Raw genomic sequence first — 19,565 nt, forward strand, 5'->3', positions numbered from 1 at the left:
GTTAGCATGGGAGATAGTTTTCTAGATAAATTAACGGATCAACTTAAACGACAAACTATAGAACAGTATCTAATATATAGTCTTGATACTTGGGAAAATTATATAGATAGACTAGGTTTAAAAAATGAAAATATAGTTCAGTATATTACTAATAAGGACAATATATTGAAAATAGAAGGGTTTATAAATGAAAATGGAATATTAGGCTTACAATATAATCAAGACCAAATCCTAAAAAGGCATATAATAGGATTTGATTATGATATAAGCATAAGAAAAGCAGAGTCATGGACTTTTGAGGAATACTTTAAGGACTATAGAGAATATTTAGTTAAATACACTATAAAAAACATTTTAAAACTTAAATTAATTTTTCAAACTATTGCATATAAAATGACCATAGTACCAAGACTAGCTGTATTTGATACTATAGAAAATGATGTAGGAGAAATTGAATACAATATAAGTTACTCTGGTAAAATATCTGAAAGTTTAATTATAAATATGAGAGGAAATATATCAGAAGTTCTAGCAATACTATCCAATGATAGAAGTGATGATAAGGCTATTTTAATAGAGGAAGAGTTAGCTGATATATGGGATATATTATCTGAGGGACTCTTTAGCCTAATAATTTATGATAGATATCCTAGAAATCTCGAGAATATACTACCAGAGGCAGTATATAAGAAGCAAATTGAAGATAGAATACTTAAAAATGAAATATCTGTAAGATATGATGGAGAGTTATATCGTGCAATTAAATTAGATGACTCATATGTAGTATTAAATTCTGAATTACATGCTGTAACAGATACGGAGCAAGCTAAAGCAATATATTGTAAGGTAAATTTAGCAAAATCAATGCTAAGGTAATAAATGTAATTAAAAAAATATAATACTGAAAAAAATTAAAAGTGTTATAATTAATTAAATAAAGGTAGGATGTGTGAAATTTATTTAGATTAATAATTAAGTCGAAAGGGAATCTATAAATGAATTTAATAATATTATTAGACGAAGACTTTGTAAGTGAAAATAAAGTTAATATATCAGGACGTAGACTTGAACACATACTAAATATTCATAAGGCGGAAATAGGAGATGCTTTAAGAGTAGGTAGGCTAAATGGAAAAATAGGAACAGGCACTATTGTGAATATGAATGGTGAGTATATAGAAATGGAAATAGAACTTACACAGGATCCACCAGATCCTTCAAATATTCAATTAATATTAGCTATGCCTAGACCTAAAGTATTTAAACGGATTATTCAAGATGTTACTACTATGGGAATTAAAAAAATATATATAATAAAGACTTGGCGAGTTGAAAAAAGTTTTTGGAACAGTCCTGTATTAGAAGAAGAAAAATTATTTGAACATATGATTCTAGGACTAGAGCAAGCTAAAGATACGATATTGCCCAAAATTGAGATAGTAAAGCTTTTTAAACCATTTGTAGAGGATGAAATTCCTGATATAATAAAGGGTACTAAAGCAATAGTTGGTCATCCTATATCAGATATTGAATGTCCAAGAAATATGAATTCTAAAGTAACACTAGCTATAGGCCCAGAAGGTGGTTTCATAGACTATGAAATAGAGATGTTAAAAAAACAAGGGTTTGAAGTAGTTACATTGGGAAATAGAATATTGAGAGTAGAGAATGCTGTTCCATATATAATAGGAAGGCTTTCATAGGTTGCATGTTTATATGCATTAGAAATGGAGGAAAATTATGAAAAGTGTTTTAAATGTAGGACTAGATGTAGGGTCAACTACAGTTAAAATTGTAGTCATAGATGAATATAACAATATAGTTTATAAAAAGTATTCTAGACATTTTTCAGATGTAAAAAATACAGTAATATCTATGTTAAAAGAACTAAAAGATGTTTTAAAAGATAATAACATTACAATGATGATTACAGGATCGGGTGGATTAGGAATATCAGAAGATTTAGGCGTTGGTTTTACTCAAGAAGTAGTAGCTTGTACTAGAGCCATAGAAACATTTATTCCAGAAACTGATGTTGCAATAGAACTAGGTGGAGAAGATGCTAAAATAACTTACCTAGGCAATTCTATAGAACAGAGAATGAATGGAACTTGTGCAGGTGGAACGGGAGCTTTTATAGATCAGATGGCAGCACTGCTTCAGACAGATCCTACTGGAGTAAACGACCTAGCTAAAAAATATAAAACAATATATCCAATAGCATCAAGATGTGGAGTATTTGCTAAGACAGATGTACAGCCTCTTTTAAATGAAGGTGCACTTAAAGAGGATATATCAGCATCTATATTTCAGGCAGTAGTAAATCAAACTATAAGCGGTTTAGCACAGGGAAGACCTATAAAAGGTAAAATAGCTTTTCTAGGAGGACCATTATACTTTTTATCAGAGTTAAGAAATAGATTCATAGAAACATTAGAGTTAAAAGAAGAAGATGTAATATTCCCGGAAGATTCTCAATATTATGTAGCTTTAGGGTGTGCCATGTACTCTAAAACGGAAAAAGAGTTAAACTTTGATGATTTATTAAGTAAAATTCCACAAATTCATAAAGATGAGGCTATATTTGATGATGGTTTACCACCACTTATAGAAAATGAAGAGGAATATAGAGTATTCAAAGAAAGACATGATAAGCATAAAGTAAAAAGAAGAGACTTAAAAACTTATGAAGGAAAGGCTTATTTAGGAATAGACGCTGGATCGACAACTACTAAAATGGCATTAATAGATGAAGATTCTAACCTTCTATATTCATACTACGGAAGTAATAAGGGTAAGCCACTAGATTCAACTATAAGTGCTTTACAAGATATGTACTCTAATATGAATGATAAAACTAAAATAGTGAACTCTACGGTAACAGGATATGGGGAGCATCTTTTAAAGGCAGCATTAAACATAGATATAGGTGAAATAGAAACAGTTGCACATTACAAAGGATCAGAGCATTTTCTACCAGGAGTAGACTTTATACTGGATATCGGTGGACAAGATATGAAGAGTCTAAAAATTAATAATGGAACTATAGACTCAATAATGTTAAATGAAGCTTGTTCATCTGGTTGCGGATCTTTTATAGAGACTTTTGCAAGTTCGTTAAAGGTACCTGTTGAAGAATTCGGAAAGGAAGGGCTTAAGTCTAAAAAACCAGTAGATTTAGGAACTCGCTGTACTGTTTTTATGAACTCCAAAGTAAAGCAAGCACAAAAAGAAGGGGCTAGTGTAAGAGATATATCAGCAGGTATTTCACTTTCAGTTATAAAAAATGCACTATATAAGGTTATAAGAATAAGAAATACTGATGAACTAGGTGAAAAAATTGTAGTTCAAGGTGGTACATTCTATAATGATGCAGTCCTAAGAGCATTTGAACAAATAATAGGAAGAGAGGTAGTAAGACCAGATATTGCAGGCATAATGGGAGCCTTCGGAGCAAGTTTAATAGCAAAAGAAAGATATGTGGAAGGTCATGAAACAAAGCTATTAGACTCAAATGAGTTAAAGGAGTTTAAAGCGGATTCATCTATGGCGAGATGCGGACTGTGTGGAAACAACTGTCTTTTAACTATAAATAAATTTTCAAATGATAGAAAGTTTATATCAGGAAATAGATGTGAAAGAGGATTAGGAATAGAGAAGTCAGAAAAAGAAGACTTACCAAATCTTTATGCATATAAATATAAACGACTATTTAGCTATAAGCCATTAAAAAAGGAAGAAGCAAAACGAGGTGTTATAGGTATACCAAGAGTTTTAAATATGTATGAAGACTATCCATTTTGGTTTACATTTTTTAATGAACTTGGCTATAGGGTAGAGCTATCAAGTAGATCAACAAAAGATATATATGAACTTGGAATGGAAACTATACACTCAGAATCAGTTTGCTATCCAGGTAAGATAGTAAATGGACATATAATTAATCTTATAAATAGAGGTATAAATAAAATATTCTATCCTGGAATACCTTTTAATATAAAAGAAGAGGAAAGTGCGGATAACCATTATAACTGTCCAATAGTAATATCTTATACAGAGGCTATAAATTCAAATATAGACGAGATAAAGTCTGATAAAGTAAAGTTATACAAACCATTTTTACCTATAGATGACATAAAGAGAATGAAAAAAAGAACTTATGAAGAACTAAAGGAAGAAGGACTAACGTATAAAGAAATATCAGATGCTTTAGATAAAGCATACGGTGAGTTAGAACTATATAAAGAAGATATAAGGAAAAAAGGAGAAGAAACATTAGAATATATCCGAGAGAAAGATATAAAAGGAATAGTATTATCAGGTAGACCATATCATATAGATCCTGAAATTAATCATGGAATACCAGAGCTCATAACTTCTTTTGGATTTGCAGTATTGTCAGAAGACTCTATAGGTCATTTATATAAAGAAGAGCAGTCTTTAAGAGTAGTAGATCAATGGATGTATCATTCAAGATTGTACAGAGCTGCAAACTATGTATCAAGAGAAAATAACTTAGAGTTAATACAACTAAATTCATTTGGATGTGGACTAGATGCAGTTACAACAGATCAAGTAAATGAGATTTTAGAAAGTCATGGAAAACTTTGCACAGTTATAAAAATAGATGAAATCAATAACTTAGGAGCAGTAAGAATAAGAATAAGATCATTAATAGCTGCTATAGAAGAAAGAGATAAGAAACACATAGAGCCAAAGATAGATGTATTAGATAATGAAAGAGTAATATTTACTAAAGAAATGAAGAAAACTCATACTATCCTCTGTCCACAAATGTCTCCTATGCATTTTCAATTTTTAGAAGCAGCACTTATAAATGATGGATACAAGTTAGAAGTGCTAGAGACCGTGGACAAAGAAGATATAAATGAGGGATTGAAATATGTAAATAATGATGCATGTTATCCTTCCATTATAACCATAGGTCAAATAATGAGAGCATTAAACTCAGGTAAATATGACTTAAATCATACATCAGTTATAATGTCCCAAACTGGGGGAGGATGTAGAGCTACTAACTATATAGCATTTATAAGAAAAGCTTTAAAGGATGCAAATATAGATCATATACCAGTTATATCATTAAATGCAGTAGGTATGGAGAAAAATCCAGGATTTAAATTAAGTATATCTATGCTTGATAGATTAATGATGGGAATGATATATGGGGATTTACTAATGAGAGTACTTTATAGAGTAAGACCTTATGAAAAGAAAAAAAATTCAGCTAATGAGTTATATGAATATTGGGTAGATAAATGCAAGGCTTCTATAAAAGATGGAAAAAGAAGCGAATTTAAAGAAAACATATATAATATAGTTAAAGATTTTGATAATTTAGAAATAAACGAAGATTTAGTAAAGCCAAAAGTAGGTATAGTAGGTGAAATATTAGTAAAATATCATCCTGCGGCAAATAATCATATTGTAGAATTGCTAGAGGAAGAAGGAGTAGAAGTAGTAATTCCAGATCTTATAGAATTCTTCTTATATACGTCATATGATAATGTAGTTAAATACAATAAGTTATCAGGAACTTATAAGAGTATGGTAATGGGGAATCTAGCTATAAAGACTATAGAATATTTTAGAAAAGATATGAAAAAGGCATTAAGAAATAGCAAAAGATTTACTGCTCCTATAGAGATACAAGAGATGGCGAAACAAGCAAGTAAGTATCTATCTTTATGTAATCAAACTGGAGAAGGATGGTTCTTAACTGCTGAAATGATAGAGCTAATAGAAAGTGGTGTTCCTAATATGCTTTGTTTACAGCCATTTGCATGTTTACCAAATCACATAACAGGAAAAGGAATGATAAAAGAATTAAAAAGAAACTATCCATTAGCAAATGTGGCACCAATAGACTATGACCCAGGAGCAAGTGAAGTAAATCAAATAAATCGTATAAAATTAATGTTATCTGTAGCATTTAGAAATCTGGAAATAGAAAATAAAACAGATCTTGCACCAGCAGATTAAATAAAATAAAAAACTAGCCCTAGAAAAATCTAGGGCTTTTAAGTATAGAACTATTACAAAAAATTAAAGCAATGATAGAAATAAGATCGCAAGTGTAGCTACTGAAATAACTCCTAGTATAATGTATAGAGTTTTTCTAGTTAGGACAACTATTCTAGACATAGCCAAATCACCCCTTATATACTACTTTATTTTAAAATGTTTAAAAATATGACTTATAATGTGATAAAATATATAAAAACAAACTATTGAAGGGGGGAGAAAATGCCAAAGAGTACTTTTTTTAATCTTTCAGAGGAAAAAAAAGAAAGAATACTTGAAGCTGCTATAGATGAATTTGCTGAAAATCCATATGAAAGTGCAAGTATAAATAAAATAGTTAAGAACTCAGAAATAGCAAAGGGAAGTTTCTATCAGTATTTTGAAGATAAAAAAGATCTATTTAAATATTTGATTGAAATCTGTGAAACTGAGAGAGTAAGATACATAGAAGAAGTCAATCAGAACAAAAGTTATTTAAATCACTTTAGAATAATGAGAGAATGCTACAAAGCAAATATAAAGTTTTTTATTGAAAAACCTAAATTGTCATCTATAATAAACAAATTTTCTAAAAATACAGATTCAAATTTGAAAAAGGAAATATTAGAAGATCTATCCCTAGAAAATAACTACTCCTTTGAATCAATTCTTAAAGAAGGGGTTGACAAAGGAAGTATATACTACAATGTAGATATAGAGTTTATATCATATCTTTTAGAAAATATAGGTTTTATTATAAAAGAATATGCTAAAGATAAAAAGAAAAAAGATGGATATGTAAACTACGACTCAATTATAGATTCTGCAATAGATTTGATAGAAAATGGAATTAAGGATAAAAAAGAAGTAGTAGGGGTATAGAAAATATATTTTAAAAAATTCAGGAGAGTATTTCTACTCTCCTGAATCATTATAGTTTATTTTAATTATTAACTACCACTTACCAAATCCACCATCACAGATGCAGAATATTATTACTAATAATAGGAAGAAGAATAAAAGTTCACTTCCTACTCCTACACCACCACCGCAATTATTCGCTCTAACTTCAGACATTCTAAAAACCCCCTTTAATTTGCATTCAATATATTATTTAAATAAAGAGGATAAAAGTCCTCAATATTTAAAAGTAATTACCACTTACCAAAGCCTCCACCACAGCAGCAGAATAATATTACTAACAGTAGGAAGAAGAATAGTAGTTCTCCACCACCACAACCTCCACCAAACCATGATGCTCTAGTTTCACTCATTCTAAAAACCTCCTTTAAATTTTAAAAATTAAATGTTGAATATTCCAAAATGTACTAGAATTTACCAAAGCCACCATCACAGATGCAAAATAGTACTACTAATAATAGGAAGAAGAATAGTAATTCACTACCAATACCTCTACCTCCACCACCACACCATAGTCCTTTAGTTTCACTCATTATAAAAACCTCCTTTTAATTTGTTAACTCCATATCAATATATGACGGAGTTTTAAATTGGTGCATAATTTTTTGAAAAATATTTATTATAATTTTTAGTGCGTATTAAGATTAAGTTTTTAGGTACAATAAGTTCAGCGTTAATACATACTATGAAGTACGTTTTGAATTGGTGCTAAAAAAATACTATAATTTAGTTGAATAATAAATAGAACTATAGTAATATTAATAGAAGAATATAAAAAGCTATGAAGAGGACAGTAATAATAGAAAATAGTTTTTAGAGAGATAATCATATGGTGAAAGATTATCAACTATACTATTATGAACATCACCTTAGAGCCTGCTACTTGAAGGGGAGTAGAGTAGCACGTAGAGATACGTTAAAGTGTAATGAGAAATAGAAGTCGTTCTGTGTACTTCTATAAAATGGGTGGTAACACGATATACTCGTCCCTAAGGATATAAACTTAGGGACTTTTTTTAGTTTATTTATAGGAAACACTATATTGAAAGGATGAATCACATGGAAAAGTTTAAAGAACTCTCTAACTTATCAGTAAGTGAGAACGAAAAACAAATATCAGATTTCTGGGATGAAATAGATATACTAAATAAAAGTATAGAAATAAGAGAAGGGAAAACTCCATTCGTATTTTATGAAGGACCTCCAACTGCAAATGGTAAGCCGGGAATTCACCATGTTATAGCAAGAACTCTTAAAGACTCAGTATGTAGATACAAGACTATGAAGGGTTATCAAGTAAAAAGAAAAGCAGGATGGGATACACATGGACTTCCAGTAGAAATAGAAGTTGAAAAGCAACTAAATTTAAAAGATAAACATGAGATTGAAAACTATGGTTTAGATAAATTTAATAAAAAATGTAAAGAGTCAGTATTCACATATGAAAGTCTTTGGAAAGATATGACTAAACGTATGGCATATGCTGTAGACCTAGACAATCCATATATAACATTAGACAATAACTATATAGAATCGGTCTGGTGGATATTAAACAAATTCTTTAAAGAAGGATATATATATGAAGGTCATAAAATATTACCATACTGTTCAAGATGTGGAACAGGACTTGCTTCACATGAGGTAGCACAAGGATATGAAGAAATTAAGTCAAATACAGTTATAGCAAAATTCAAAAGAAAAGATGCAGATGAATACTTCTTAGCATGGACAACTACACCTTGGACACTTGCATCAAACGTATCTCTTACTGTGGGAGCTGATTTAACTTATATAAAAGCTAAGACAGATGAAGGTATATTCTATGTAGAAAAAGAACTAGCTAAAAAAGTATTTGGTGATACAGAATATGAAATATTAGAAGAAATGAAAGGTAAAGATTTAGAATATGTAGAGTATGAACAATTAATGCCATTTGTTGAAACAGACAAGAAAGCATTTTTCATAACTGTAGCAGACTATGTAACTAATGAAAATGGTACAGGTATAGTTCATACAGCACCAGCATTTGGGGAAGATGACTATAACACTGGAAGAAGATACGACTTACCAGTACTTCAACCTGTAAATGAAGACGGTAAATATACAGCTACTCCATGGGAAGGAAAGTTTGTATTAGATGAAAATACAGACATAGAGATTATAAAATGGTTACATGGAGAAGGAAAGCTATTTAAGAAAGAAAAAGTAGCTCATAACTATCCACACTGCTGGAGATGTAAAACTCCATTACTATACTATGCTAAACCTAGCTGGTATATAGAGATGACAAAGCTAAAAGATCAGTTAATAGAAAATAATAATACAGTAGAATGGTATCCAGATTATATTGGAGAAAAAAGATTTGGAAACTGGTTAGAAAATGTTAATGACTGGGCAATATCTAGAAGTAGATATTGGGGAACTCCACTGAATATATGGAGATGTGAGTGTGGTCATTTAGATAGTGTAGGTTCAAGAGCAGAATTAGTAGAAAAATCTATAGAGAATATAGATGAGAGCATAGAATTACACAGACCATATGTTGATGATATACATTTCAAATGTGAAAAATGTGGCGGAACAATGACTAGAGTAAAAGATGTTATAGATTGTTGGTTTGACAGTGGATCTATGCCATATGCACAATATCATTATCCATTTGAAAACAAAGAATTGTTTGAACAACAATTCCCAGCAGACTTTATATGTGAGGGAATAGACCAAACGAGAGGATGGTTCTACTCACTACTTGCGATATCAACATTTGTAATGGGTAAATCACCATATAAAAGAGTACTAGTAAATGACCTTATCTTAGACAAAGAAGGAAAGAAGATGTCTAAGTCTAGAGGAAATACAGTGGATCCTTTTGAGTTATTTGATAAATACGGTGCGGATGCTCTAAGATGGTATCTACTATATGTTTCACCAGCATGGACACCAACAAAGTTTGACGAAGATGGACTAAAAGAGGTATTAAGTAAGTTCTTTGGAACAGTTAAAAATGTATATAACTTCTTTACTCTATATGCAAACACAGACGATGTAGATCCTAAAGACTTCTATGTAGAAGTAAAAGATAGACCTGAATTAGATAGATGGATAATATCTAAATACAACAGCCTACTAAGAGAAGTTGAAAGAGAACTTGAAATATTCGATTTAACAAAAGTAGTAAGAAAAATTCAAGACTTTGTAAATGAAGACTTATCTAACTGGTATATCAGAAGATCTAGAAGACGTTTCTGGGATCCAGAGTTAAGTACAGATAAGAAAGCAGTTTATAATACAACTTATGAAATACTAGTTGGAATCTCTCAAATTATAGCTCCATTTGCACCATATACATCAGAAGAGCTATATAAAAACTTAACAGGAAAAGAATCAGTTCACTTAAGTGAATATCCTGTGGTAAATGAAAGTTTAATAGATGCTAAGATAGAAGAAAGAATGGACTTAGTAAGAGACCTAGTTGGACTTGGAAGAGCTTCAAGAGAAACAGTAAGAATAAAAGTACGTCAACCAATCCAAAAAGTATTAATAGATGGAAAATATGAAAGTCTAATATCAGACTTAGTACCACTTATACAAGAAGAGTTAAATGTAAAAGAAGTAGAATTTACTAAGGATCTAAAACAATATATGAACTTTAGTTTAAAACCAAACTTTAAAGTTGCTGGACCAGTTTTAGGATCTAAGATAAAAGCATTTGGTGGAGCACTTGCAAAACTTGATGCATCAGAAATAGTTCCTAAACTAGAAGCTGGAGAAAGTGTAGGTTTAGATCTTGATGGTGAAAACTTTGAAATAAATAAAGATCTAGTAATGATAAACACATCAGCAAAAGAAGGATTTAATGTTTCTATGGAAAACAACTTATTCGTTATACTAGATACAACTTTAACTCAAGGATTATTAAATGAAGGATACGCAAGAGAGTTTATATCTAAAATACAACAAATGAGAAAAAATAACGGATATGAAATGATGGATAATATCAAAATATTCTTTGATGGAAATGATGATATATCTAATGCAGTAGAAGCATACAAAGAATATATAATGAGTGAAACTCTAGCTGTAAGCATAGAAAGAGTATCAGATGATACTTTAGAAGCTAATAATCTAAATGGTCATGATACAGGAATTAAGCTTGAAAGAGTTTAATTAAGAAATAAAGCCGTTAGGCTCTAGTAGTAAAATATACTAGAGTTTAACGGCTTTTTATATATTATAACTCTTTCTGAGCTTATCCAAAAGAGTTACTCAAAGAATGTTTCTAATGTAGTATCATACGCTTGCTCTATATGTTTCTTTAAAGTTGCAAAATCATCTGCACTCATATCCGCAAAACTTGAAGCTTCCTCTTTATTTTCAGTAAACACAATCTCAATATCTTGTATTTTTAAGTATTGATTATTACTATCTCTAACTAACATCTTCATACTGTATCCCCCTTGATTTTTGTGGTTTATATAGTATATTGCGTATGCATAAGAGATATGCTTAAATTAATACTTTTTAAAATTATATTTGAAAAGTATTATTTTAGTATTTATTTATGATATGATATAAATAAACACTAAAATAGAATATATTAATTGAAGCAAAATGTAATGTAAAAGTTTTTATTAACTATAAACTAATTTAATAGAACTATAATAGAAAAAATATAAGAAGGCAGATACTTGATTAAAGTATCTGCCTTCTTATATTTTTTGAATAATAAAGCAATTAAAATAATAGATTAAAAAATAGTTATAGAACTATTTGTAATTTCATATTATATATTATATTTAATATAAACTGGTTGGTAAAAAACAAATATATATGGAGGGATTAAATTGGAAAAACAGTTGAAAGAATCAACAATAATCTTTAAATTATATGAAATTAAAAGTCATAATAAGTTCAAAATAATAAAAGATAATGACTATAATGAAGATTATAGAATTAAAGTAAACATTTCTTATGATAAGGGGAGAAAAATACATAGAACAAATATACATGTAAATGAAATGATATTAAAAAAAGATATTTATCAAGATAAGGAAAAAAGTTTTAAATTTATTCATAGCACTATAGATTTAATTATGAAATTTATATTATTAGTAGTTCGTATACGTTAAGAACATATAGTATATTCACGCATAATTTAAGATTATAAGTGTATACAGCATTTAAATAATGTTGTATACACTATTTTAAAATCTTTTCAAGAAAACAAGTATATGAATAATCTGTTTTAAAAGAAGGATTTTGCAATATTACATAAAATATAACATGTATAAGACAAAAATAAACAATATAGGTGATAAAAAATGTCGAGAGTATCTAATGCTCTTACTATGTATTTTCTAATACAGGGTAGAAAGATGATCAGTGTTGAAGAATTAGCAAGAGAGCTAGAGGTATCAGAAAGAATGATAAAAAAATATAAAGTAGACCTAGAGATGGCAGGAATATATATAAGTTCTAAGTTAGGTAGATATGGTGGATATTATTTAGAAACCAAAAAGGGTCTAGAAGGTATTGGTCTCACAGAAGAAGAGTTAAATGCTTTAAGAATGGTAAAAGAAACAATAAAAAGTGGGAATTATCATTACAGCGCTAGATTTGAAGCTATAGTTAGCAAATTATTAAAAAAACAGGATGAACTAGAAGATATAAGCTACTATAATAAGGCACTAATAGATTCAGAAGAAACAATAATAAAGGAAAAAAGCTCATGGACAGATATAAATTTAGCTATAAATCAAAAGAAAAAAATAATTATGAAATATAAATCTCTACAACCTCAAAAATTAGAAATAAAAAAGAGAGTAGTACATCCATATGGAATTATTGACTATAAAGGTGCTACATACTTTTATGGGTATTGTGAAATAAGAGAGGATATAAGATTTTTTAAACTATCTAGAATAATAAGTTATGAAATACTAACTGAAACATTTTCTATAAAAGATGATTTTAACTTTGATGAAGTCAGTAAAAAGTTATTTGGAATCTTTAATGATAAAACAATAAACTTAAAATTAAAAGTACATTATCCTATGAATGAAATAATAAAAGAAAAGGAAATAAGTGAAACACAGAAAATAACTGAAATAGATGATAAAACTATGTACTTTGAAGCTGAGATGAGAGGATATACGGAGATAAAATCTTGGATAATGAGCATGGGTAGTAATGCAGAGGTTATAGAACCTGAAGAGCTTAAGGAGGACATATTAAATGAAATTGAAAATTTATTTAAAATATATGGAAAAACTTTTTAATGGTACATTATACTTCCTACATAAGTGCTACAATTAAATAAAAGGTGGTGATAACTTGAGATTTGCAGTTGAATTATTATTAGAAAATGACAGAGTACCCAAAGATAAAAATAGAATTATATTATCTATTTTAAAAAATAATTTTAATTCATACAATAAAGAATACTATGAAAGTCTTTATGAAAAAACAAATAATAATATAAAAGACTTTACTTTTTCTCTATATATGGGACAATGTCAATTTTTAAGAGAAGAAATAGTCATACCTGAAAAAAAGATAATACTAAACTTTTCAGCACATAACTATGAAGATGGAATAATGTTTTATAACTCTTTCTTAAGCAATATAGGTAGATCATATCCTATAAAAGACAATGCTATAAAAGTAAGCAATATAAGTATGAGAAAAGAAAAAACTATATATGGTAATGAAGTAATATTTAAAACTATGTCACCTTTAGTTGCTAGAGAGCATAGAGGAGATAATAAAAAAACTTGGTATCATTCACTTAGGGCAGAAGAGGGACAAGTGATTTTAAAGGAAAACATCAGCTATCAACTTAACAATGTATTTGGTGAAAGGGCGAAATTAGATATAGAAGAAATAGATATAGAAGTGTCACAAAATATTAAAGAAGTGAAAGTAAAAAACTATGGTATAGAAATATTAGGAAATATAGGTTTGTTAAAGATAAATGCAAAACCATATTTATTGGACTATTTATACAAAGCAGGAATAGGTAGTAAACGTAGTAGTGGGTTTGGTATGGTTGATATAGTGTAGGGGGTGAAAAATTGGGGAGTACAATTAAGTTAAGTATGAATGATTGGCTATTTAATGCAGGTCTAGTAGGGATTTATAATATTTTAAAAGAATCAAATTTTGATGTGAAAATAAGTGGACAAGATATTGAGTTTGATTATTCATATTTAGAAAATTTTGAAGAAAGTTATTTTTATTATTTCATAAATAAATATGAAAAGAGCTTGTCTTGGTACAAGATAGTTTCATATGAAGAAAGAATAGAATATCATGAAGAAAGCAACTTTGAGAACTTTAATGAAAAAAGCTTAGAGGATTTAAATAATTATATAAAGAACGTAGCTAAATACTATATAAAAAGTGCTAGTTATAAGTCAACTTATGGTTTATTTAATAATGAGATAGATATTTTAGCTTTGGAAAAAGAACTATCCACTATTACTTTAAGGAAGAAAGAAAGTATAGAAGATAAAATAGTAGAAGTTAAAGATAGATTTGAAAAGCTGAAAGTAATAATTAATTTCTGCAAAAGTGAAAAAGGAAAAAAATACTTAGCTAGCAAAAATGTTATCTATAATATTATAAAAAATTCTTGGAATGGCATAAGTTTTTTAAATCCACAAACTAAAGAGAAAGACGTTTATATAGATTATAAAAACTATTTTGTAGTTCCAACTAAAGAGTATTTAGATGCAGATAAATCTAAATATAAGTATGATTGCTTTATATGCGATAGTAAAATTAAAGACCTGAAAGATGATTTAAGTTTTTTAAATATGATAGGATTTGATGTTAACAGAAAATCATCTCATGTTTGGAATTTTGTAAATGATATAGCTATTTGTTCTTTATGCAAACTTATATACTCATGTGTTCCAGCGGGAATTACCTATGTGTATGATAAAGGCATATATATAAATGATAACTCTAGTATGAAAAATGCAATAGATATAAATCAAAAAATAAAATCTGAAGTACTAAAAACTGATGATAATACTAGAACACTTACTTATAAAGCACTGGTTACATCAATTCAAGAACAATCTAATGATAAAATAAAATATGAGTTAGCTGATATTCAGCTTATAAGATATGAGGACAGTAAGTATAAGTTTAATATACTATCTAAAAAATCATTAAAGGTTATGAGAGATTCAAGAGATAATTTAGATAGTTTAATTAAATGTGGGTTTAAAGAAATAAATACTTATTTTAATATTTATGAACTTGTTATAGACAGTCTATTAAATAGTCAGAATCTTTTTACTTTAATACACAGACTGTTTATGCAAAAGCTATCTAGTCCTAAAGACTCTTACTTTAATACGTTTCACCTAATAAGTATGTTAAAAATAAATATAAGATTTTTAAAGGGGGTAGGTTATATGAAAGATATAGATAAGGACGCTATTGTTAGAGAGGGAAATGCTTCAGGGTATTACTTAAGAAAAAAATATGATAGTAAGGGATCTGTAGATAAGTTAAATGGCATATCATATAGGCTGCTAAATGCTTTAAAAACCAACAATGTAGATAGTTTTATGGATACATTATTAAACTGTTACTTATATGCTAAAATTTCAGTTCCACCTATAATGGTTGATTCATTAAAAAGTGAAGAGGAATTTAAGACAATAGGCTATGCATTTGTTGCTGGACTTATAGAAGGTAAAGATGAGATTAAAGAGAATGGGGGAAAGAGTGATGAAAACTAAACTAATGCCAAAAGGATTATCTATGTCTATGATTTTTGAAGCAGAAAGTGCGAATTATGGGGAAGCTGTAGGAAATGTTGCATCATTAAAGAAAATGGCTAGAGATAAAGGTGAACAATATACTTATATTTCAAGACAAGCAATTAGATATAATATCATAGAGCAATTAGGAGAAGAATTAGCTACTGTAAAAGCAGAAGGAAGTGGAGATAAGAAGGTTATTCAATTTGATTCAAACTCAACTATAGATAAGTATCCTGAGATAGATTTTTTTGGATATCTAAAAACTGAAAAAGGAACTGGTGGAAGGAAGCGTTCTGCTAAAGTAAGATTGTCTAATGCTATATCTCTAGAAACATTCAAGGGGGATTTAGACTTTTTAACTAACAAAGGATTAGCAGACAGATTAAATGAAAATATGAATATAGCTCAATCTGAAATTCATAGATCATATTATAGATATACTATGGTTATAGACTTAGATCAAATAGGTATAGATGAGGAATATTCTATTGAAATAGACAATAGTGAAAAAGCAAGAAGAGTTAATAAACTGCTAGACACAGTTGCTTTACTATATAGAGACATTAGAGGAAGAAGAGAGGATTTAAAGCCTCTATTTGTAGTAGGTGGAGTATACGATATAAAAAACCCTGTATTTGAAAATGTACTGAGTGTAAAAGATAATAGAGTACTAGTTAACCAAATAGAAGGAGTCTTATTTGACAATATAAGAGAAGATACACACTGTGGGCTAATAGAAGGGAAATTTGAGAATGATAATGAGATAAAAGAAAAGTTGAGCGCTATATCTATGCCTGAATTTTTTTATATTTTAAAAGAGAAGGTAAAAAGTTATTATGAAGGAAACTAAAAAGGCTGTTAGATTAAAGTTACGTCAAGATATGGTCAACTATAAGAAGCCTACGAGCTTTCAATTAAAAGAAACTTATCCACTACCACCATATTCCACAGTAATCGGTATGGTACATAGTCTTTGTGATTACAAAGATTATGAGAAAATGGAAATAAGTATACAGGGGAAGTATCATTCTAAAGTAAATGACTTATACACTAGATATGAGTTTAAAAACGGCATGAGGTTTGAGGAATCAAGGCATCAATTAAAGGTAGGTGACTTTGGTATAAGTAGAGGGGTTTCTACAATTGAACTGTTAGTAGATGTAGAGTTATTGATTCATATTATTCCAGAAGATCAAGCTTTAGTTGAAGAAATAGGGAGAGCTTTTTTATATCCTAGAGAATATCCTTCACTTGGAAGAAGAGAGGATTTAGTGGTTATAAAAGAAGCTAAAGTGGTTGATATTTTCGAAGAAGAGCTAGGAAAGTCGCTAAGAATGAGAGATGATTATAGTGCATATATACCTATGCATTTATTTGAGGAAGTGAAACTAAAAGATAAGGTTCAAGGAATAGATACTTCTGGAACTATATATAAATTAAATAAAAATTATGAACTAGTCGACTATGGAACTAAGAAGTCACCTAAGATATTCAGAAAGTGGGATAAAAAACAAGTAGTATATGGTTCTAATATTTCAGCTATAAGAAAGAGAATAATAACTTTAGATATGGACAAAAATATTGTATTTTCTGTGTGAGATAGGAGTTGATTGCTATAAATAATTATTTAGCTAAATCTAATCCTAAAGAAACAATTATAGAGCATACTGATAAACTAATTAAAAACTTTGATATCTTAAAAGAAATGTATCCCAGCTTACAAGTAAACTGGGACATGCTCTATAAAGTCTGTTTATATCACGATTTGGGAAAAATGAATATAAAGTTTCAAGATAAAATAGAAAAAAGAAAAAGACATGATGATGAAATACCACATGGTATATTGAGTTTGGCATTCATTGACTTCGAAGATTTAGAAGAGCAAGGATATTCAGAGGACGATATAAAAATAATATTTCACTCTATAGCATATCACCATGATAGAGTTTTAGATTACACAAATGATCAATTAGAAGAAGAAATAGAAAGTTTGAAAAGTGAATTTTTTGGATTTAAGTATGATAAGTTAGAATTCAAATTTATTAATGACTATATAGAAGAACAATTTTTTATAGCAAATGACAGAATTTATAGCAAAAATGAAAATCATTTTTTAAAATACATTATGATAAAAGGTTTATTAAATAGATTAGACTATGCAGCAAGTGGGCATGTAAAAGTGGAAACAAAGAATGACTTTTTACTTAATGATTTAAATGAGAAGTTATTAGAGAGTTGGAAGGAGAAAGACTCAAACTCAGATTGGAATAAGCTACAACAGTATATGATAAATCACAGGGAAGATAATATCGTAGTGGTAGCACAAACTGGAATGGGAAAAACAGAGGCTGGACTTTTATGGATAGGAGATAATAAAGGTTTTTTCACTTTACCATTAAAGACTGCTATAAATGCGATATATGAAAGAATAACTGATAAAATAGTTATAGATAACTACGATGAGAAAGTAGGACTACTACATTCAGATATGAGAAGAGAGTACTTAGATAGAAAACATGAAATCGAATCAGATATAGACGAATATTATAATAAAACTAGACAACTATCGTTACCACTTACAGTATGCACTATAGATCAAATATTTGACTTTGTATATAGATATAGAGGCTTTGAATCTAAATTGGCAACCTTGTCATATTCGAAAGTAGTTATAGATGAAGTACAAATGTACTCTCCTGATTTATTAGCATATTTAGTAGTGGGACTTTCTTATATAGATAAAATTGGTGGAAAGTTTGCGATACTTACGGCTACACTTCCGAAGCTATTTGTAGATTTACTAGAAAAAGAAAAAGTACAGTTTAAAATGCCTGATCCATTTACAAATAAAAGAATAAGACACAGCTTAAAAGTGGAAAATCAAAAACTAAATTCAGAATTTATAAAACAAGTTTACGATAGTAATAAAGTCTTAGTAATATGTAATACGGTGAAAGAAGCTCAAAAAATATATGGTGAGCTAAAAGATTCTTTAGATTTAGAGAATATAAATTTATTTCACAGCGGGTTCATAAAAAAGAACAGGAAAACTAAAGAAGAACAAATCTTAAAGTTTGGAAATAAAGATAATGAAGGTAAAGGAATATGGGTGGCAACTCAGGTGGTGGAGGCATCTTTAGATATTGACTTCGATATTTTAGTTACAGAGCTATCAGATTTAAATGGATTATTTCAAAGAATGGGAAGATGTTATAGAGATAGAGACTGGAATAAAGAAGGTTACAACTGTTATGTATTTGATGGTGGAGAAGGTAAATGTACAGGTGTAGGAGCCTTTATAGATAAAGAAATATTTAGATTGTCAAAAAAAGCTTTGAAAAATATAGATGGTAATATAGACGAAAATAAGAAAATGGAACTTATAGATAGTGTATATACTACAGAAAAACTTAATGGGACAGACTATTATACTAAATTGATAGATGCTATAGTATATGTTAAAAGTATAGAATCATTTGAAAAATCTAAGAAAGAAACCATGAAAATGTTTAGAAATATACATTCAACAACAGTAATACCTAAAATAGTATATGATGAAAATAAAAAGAAATAGAATCATATATAGAGATAATGAATGAAGAGTATAAATTAGATATGCTTGATGAAGAAAGAAAAGATCTTAAAGAAAAGAAATTAGAGAGCTAGAATTAACATAGATGACTTTACACTAAGCTTACCTTCACATAGAGAAGATAAAAGCTATATAAAACAAATACCTATAAGTATCTATGAAAACTTGAAAATATATGATTGTATATATGATGAAAATACAGGAATAAGGTATAAAGAAAAAAAGTCTGAAGAAAAGAAAAATTCAAG

At 28.8% G+C, this 19,565-nt stretch carries 15 protein-coding genes and 1 other annotated feature; of the genes, 12 read left to right on the forward strand and 3 right to left on the reverse strand.

The window, feature by feature from the left end; translation table 11 throughout:
- Positions 1–6: 6 nt before the first annotated feature.
- From CURI_RS03080 to CURI_RS03095, 4 genes are all read left to right on the forward strand, one after another.
- Positions 7–876: a hypothetical protein gene (locus tag CURI_RS03080; RefSeq protein ID WP_014966821.1), complete on the forward strand. Its 870-nt coding sequence runs from the start codon at positions 7–9 to the stop codon at positions 874–876.
- Positions 877–995: 119 nt separating this feature from the next.
- Positions 996–1,703, forward strand: a complete 708-nt coding sequence (locus tag CURI_RS03085) for a 16S rRNA (uracil(1498)-N(3))-methyltransferase (protein ID WP_014966822.1) — start codon at positions 996–998, stop codon at positions 1,701–1,703.
- Positions 1,704–1,740: 37 nt separating this feature from the next.
- A complete protein-coding gene (locus CURI_RS03090) occupies positions 1,741–6,003 on the forward strand; it encodes a 2-hydroxyacyl-CoA dehydratase (protein WP_014966823.1) in 4,263 nt (1,420 codons plus the stop codon).
- Positions 6,004–6,267: 264 nt separating this feature from the next.
- Positions 6,268–6,906: a TetR/AcrR family transcriptional regulator gene (locus CURI_RS03095; RefSeq protein WP_014966824.1), complete on the forward strand. Its 639-nt coding sequence runs from the start codon at positions 6,268–6,270 to the stop codon at positions 6,904–6,906.
- 72 nt (positions 6,907–6,978) lie between these two features.
- Here CURI_RS03095 and CURI_RS16295 read toward each other — a convergent pair whose 3' ends face one another.
- Both CURI_RS16295 and CURI_RS16300 read right to left on the reverse strand, forming a co-directional pair.
- The gene (locus CURI_RS16295) at positions 6,979–7,101 is read right to left on the reverse strand and encodes a hypothetical protein (RefSeq protein ID WP_266353767.1); all 123 of its coding nucleotides are present in this window, start codon (positions 7,099–7,101) and stop codon (positions 6,979–6,981) included.
- Positions 7,102–7,352: 251 nt separating this feature from the next.
- Entirely contained in the window at positions 7,353–7,478 is a 126-nt protein-coding gene (locus tag CURI_RS16300; RefSeq protein WP_266353769.1) for a hypothetical protein, read from the reverse strand.
- 239 nt (positions 7,479–7,717) lie between these two features.
- Positions 7,718–7,939: a binding site (T-box leader), on the forward strand.
- Between the two features lie 65 nt (positions 7,940–8,004).
- On the opposite strand from CURI_RS16300, the gene ileS reads away from it, so the two are divergent.
- Positions 8,005–11,112 (forward strand): isoleucine--tRNA ligase, encoded by a 3,108-nt coding sequence (ileS, locus tag CURI_RS03100; RefSeq protein ID WP_014966825.1) that lies wholly within the window; start codon positions 8,005–8,007, stop codon positions 11,110–11,112.
- 95 nt (positions 11,113–11,207) lie between these two features.
- Here ileS and CURI_RS03105 read toward each other — a convergent pair whose 3' ends face one another.
- Complete coding sequence (locus CURI_RS03105; RefSeq protein ID WP_041701464.1) at positions 11,208–11,390, reverse strand: hypothetical protein; 183 nt, start codon at positions 11,388–11,390, stop codon at positions 11,208–11,210.
- 399 nt (positions 11,391–11,789) lie between these two features.
- Between CURI_RS03105 and CURI_RS03110 the strand changes: the two genes are divergently transcribed.
- The 7 genes from CURI_RS03110 to CURI_RS03140 all read left to right on the forward strand — a co-directional run bounded on the left by CURI_RS03110 (position 11,790) and on the right by CURI_RS03140 (position 19,299).
- Positions 11,790–12,074 (forward strand): hypothetical protein, encoded by a 285-nt coding sequence (locus CURI_RS03110; RefSeq protein WP_014966827.1) that lies wholly within the window; start codon positions 11,790–11,792, stop codon positions 12,072–12,074.
- Positions 12,075–12,266: 192 nt separating this feature from the next.
- Positions 12,267–13,223: a helix-turn-helix transcriptional regulator gene (locus tag CURI_RS03115; protein WP_014966828.1), complete on the forward strand. Its 957-nt coding sequence runs from the start codon at positions 12,267–12,269 to the stop codon at positions 13,221–13,223.
- A gap of 55 nt (positions 13,224–13,278) precedes the next feature.
- Positions 13,279–14,007 (forward strand): CRISPR-associated endoribonuclease Cas6, encoded by a 729-nt coding sequence (cas6, locus tag CURI_RS03120; protein WP_014966829.1) that lies wholly within the window; start codon positions 13,279–13,281, stop codon positions 14,005–14,007.
- Positions 14,008–14,018: 11 nt separating this feature from the next.
- Positions 14,019–15,701: a type I-B CRISPR-associated protein Cas8b1/Cst1 gene (gene cas8a1 / locus CURI_RS03125; RefSeq protein ID WP_014966830.1), complete on the forward strand. Its 1,683-nt coding sequence runs from the start codon at positions 14,019–14,021 to the stop codon at positions 15,699–15,701.
- Positions 15,691–16,575, forward strand: coding sequence for a type I-B CRISPR-associated protein Cas7/Cst2/DevR (cas7i, locus tag CURI_RS03130; protein ID WP_041701467.1), 885 nt, complete (start codon positions 15,691–15,693; stop codon positions 16,573–16,575). The genes cas8a1 and cas7i overlap by 11 nt, the downstream gene beginning before the upstream one ends.
- Complete coding sequence (gene cas5b / locus CURI_RS03135; RefSeq protein ID WP_014966832.1) at positions 16,562–17,323, forward strand: type I-B CRISPR-associated protein Cas5b; 762 nt, start codon at positions 16,562–16,564, stop codon at positions 17,321–17,323. Before cas7i ends, cas5b begins: the two co-directional genes overlap by 14 nt.
- An 8-nt stretch (positions 17,324–17,331) precedes the next feature.
- Complete coding sequence (locus CURI_RS03140) at positions 17,332–19,299, forward strand: CRISPR-associated helicase/endonuclease Cas3 (protein ID WP_014966833.1); 1,968 nt, start codon at positions 17,332–17,334, stop codon at positions 19,297–19,299.
- Positions 19,300–19,565 lie beyond the last annotated feature (266 nt).

This window comes from Gottschalkia acidurici 9a (assembly GCF_000299355.1).
GTDB classification, from domain to species: Bacteria; Bacillota; Clostridia; order Tissierellales; family Gottschalkiaceae; genus Gottschalkia; species Gottschalkia acidurici.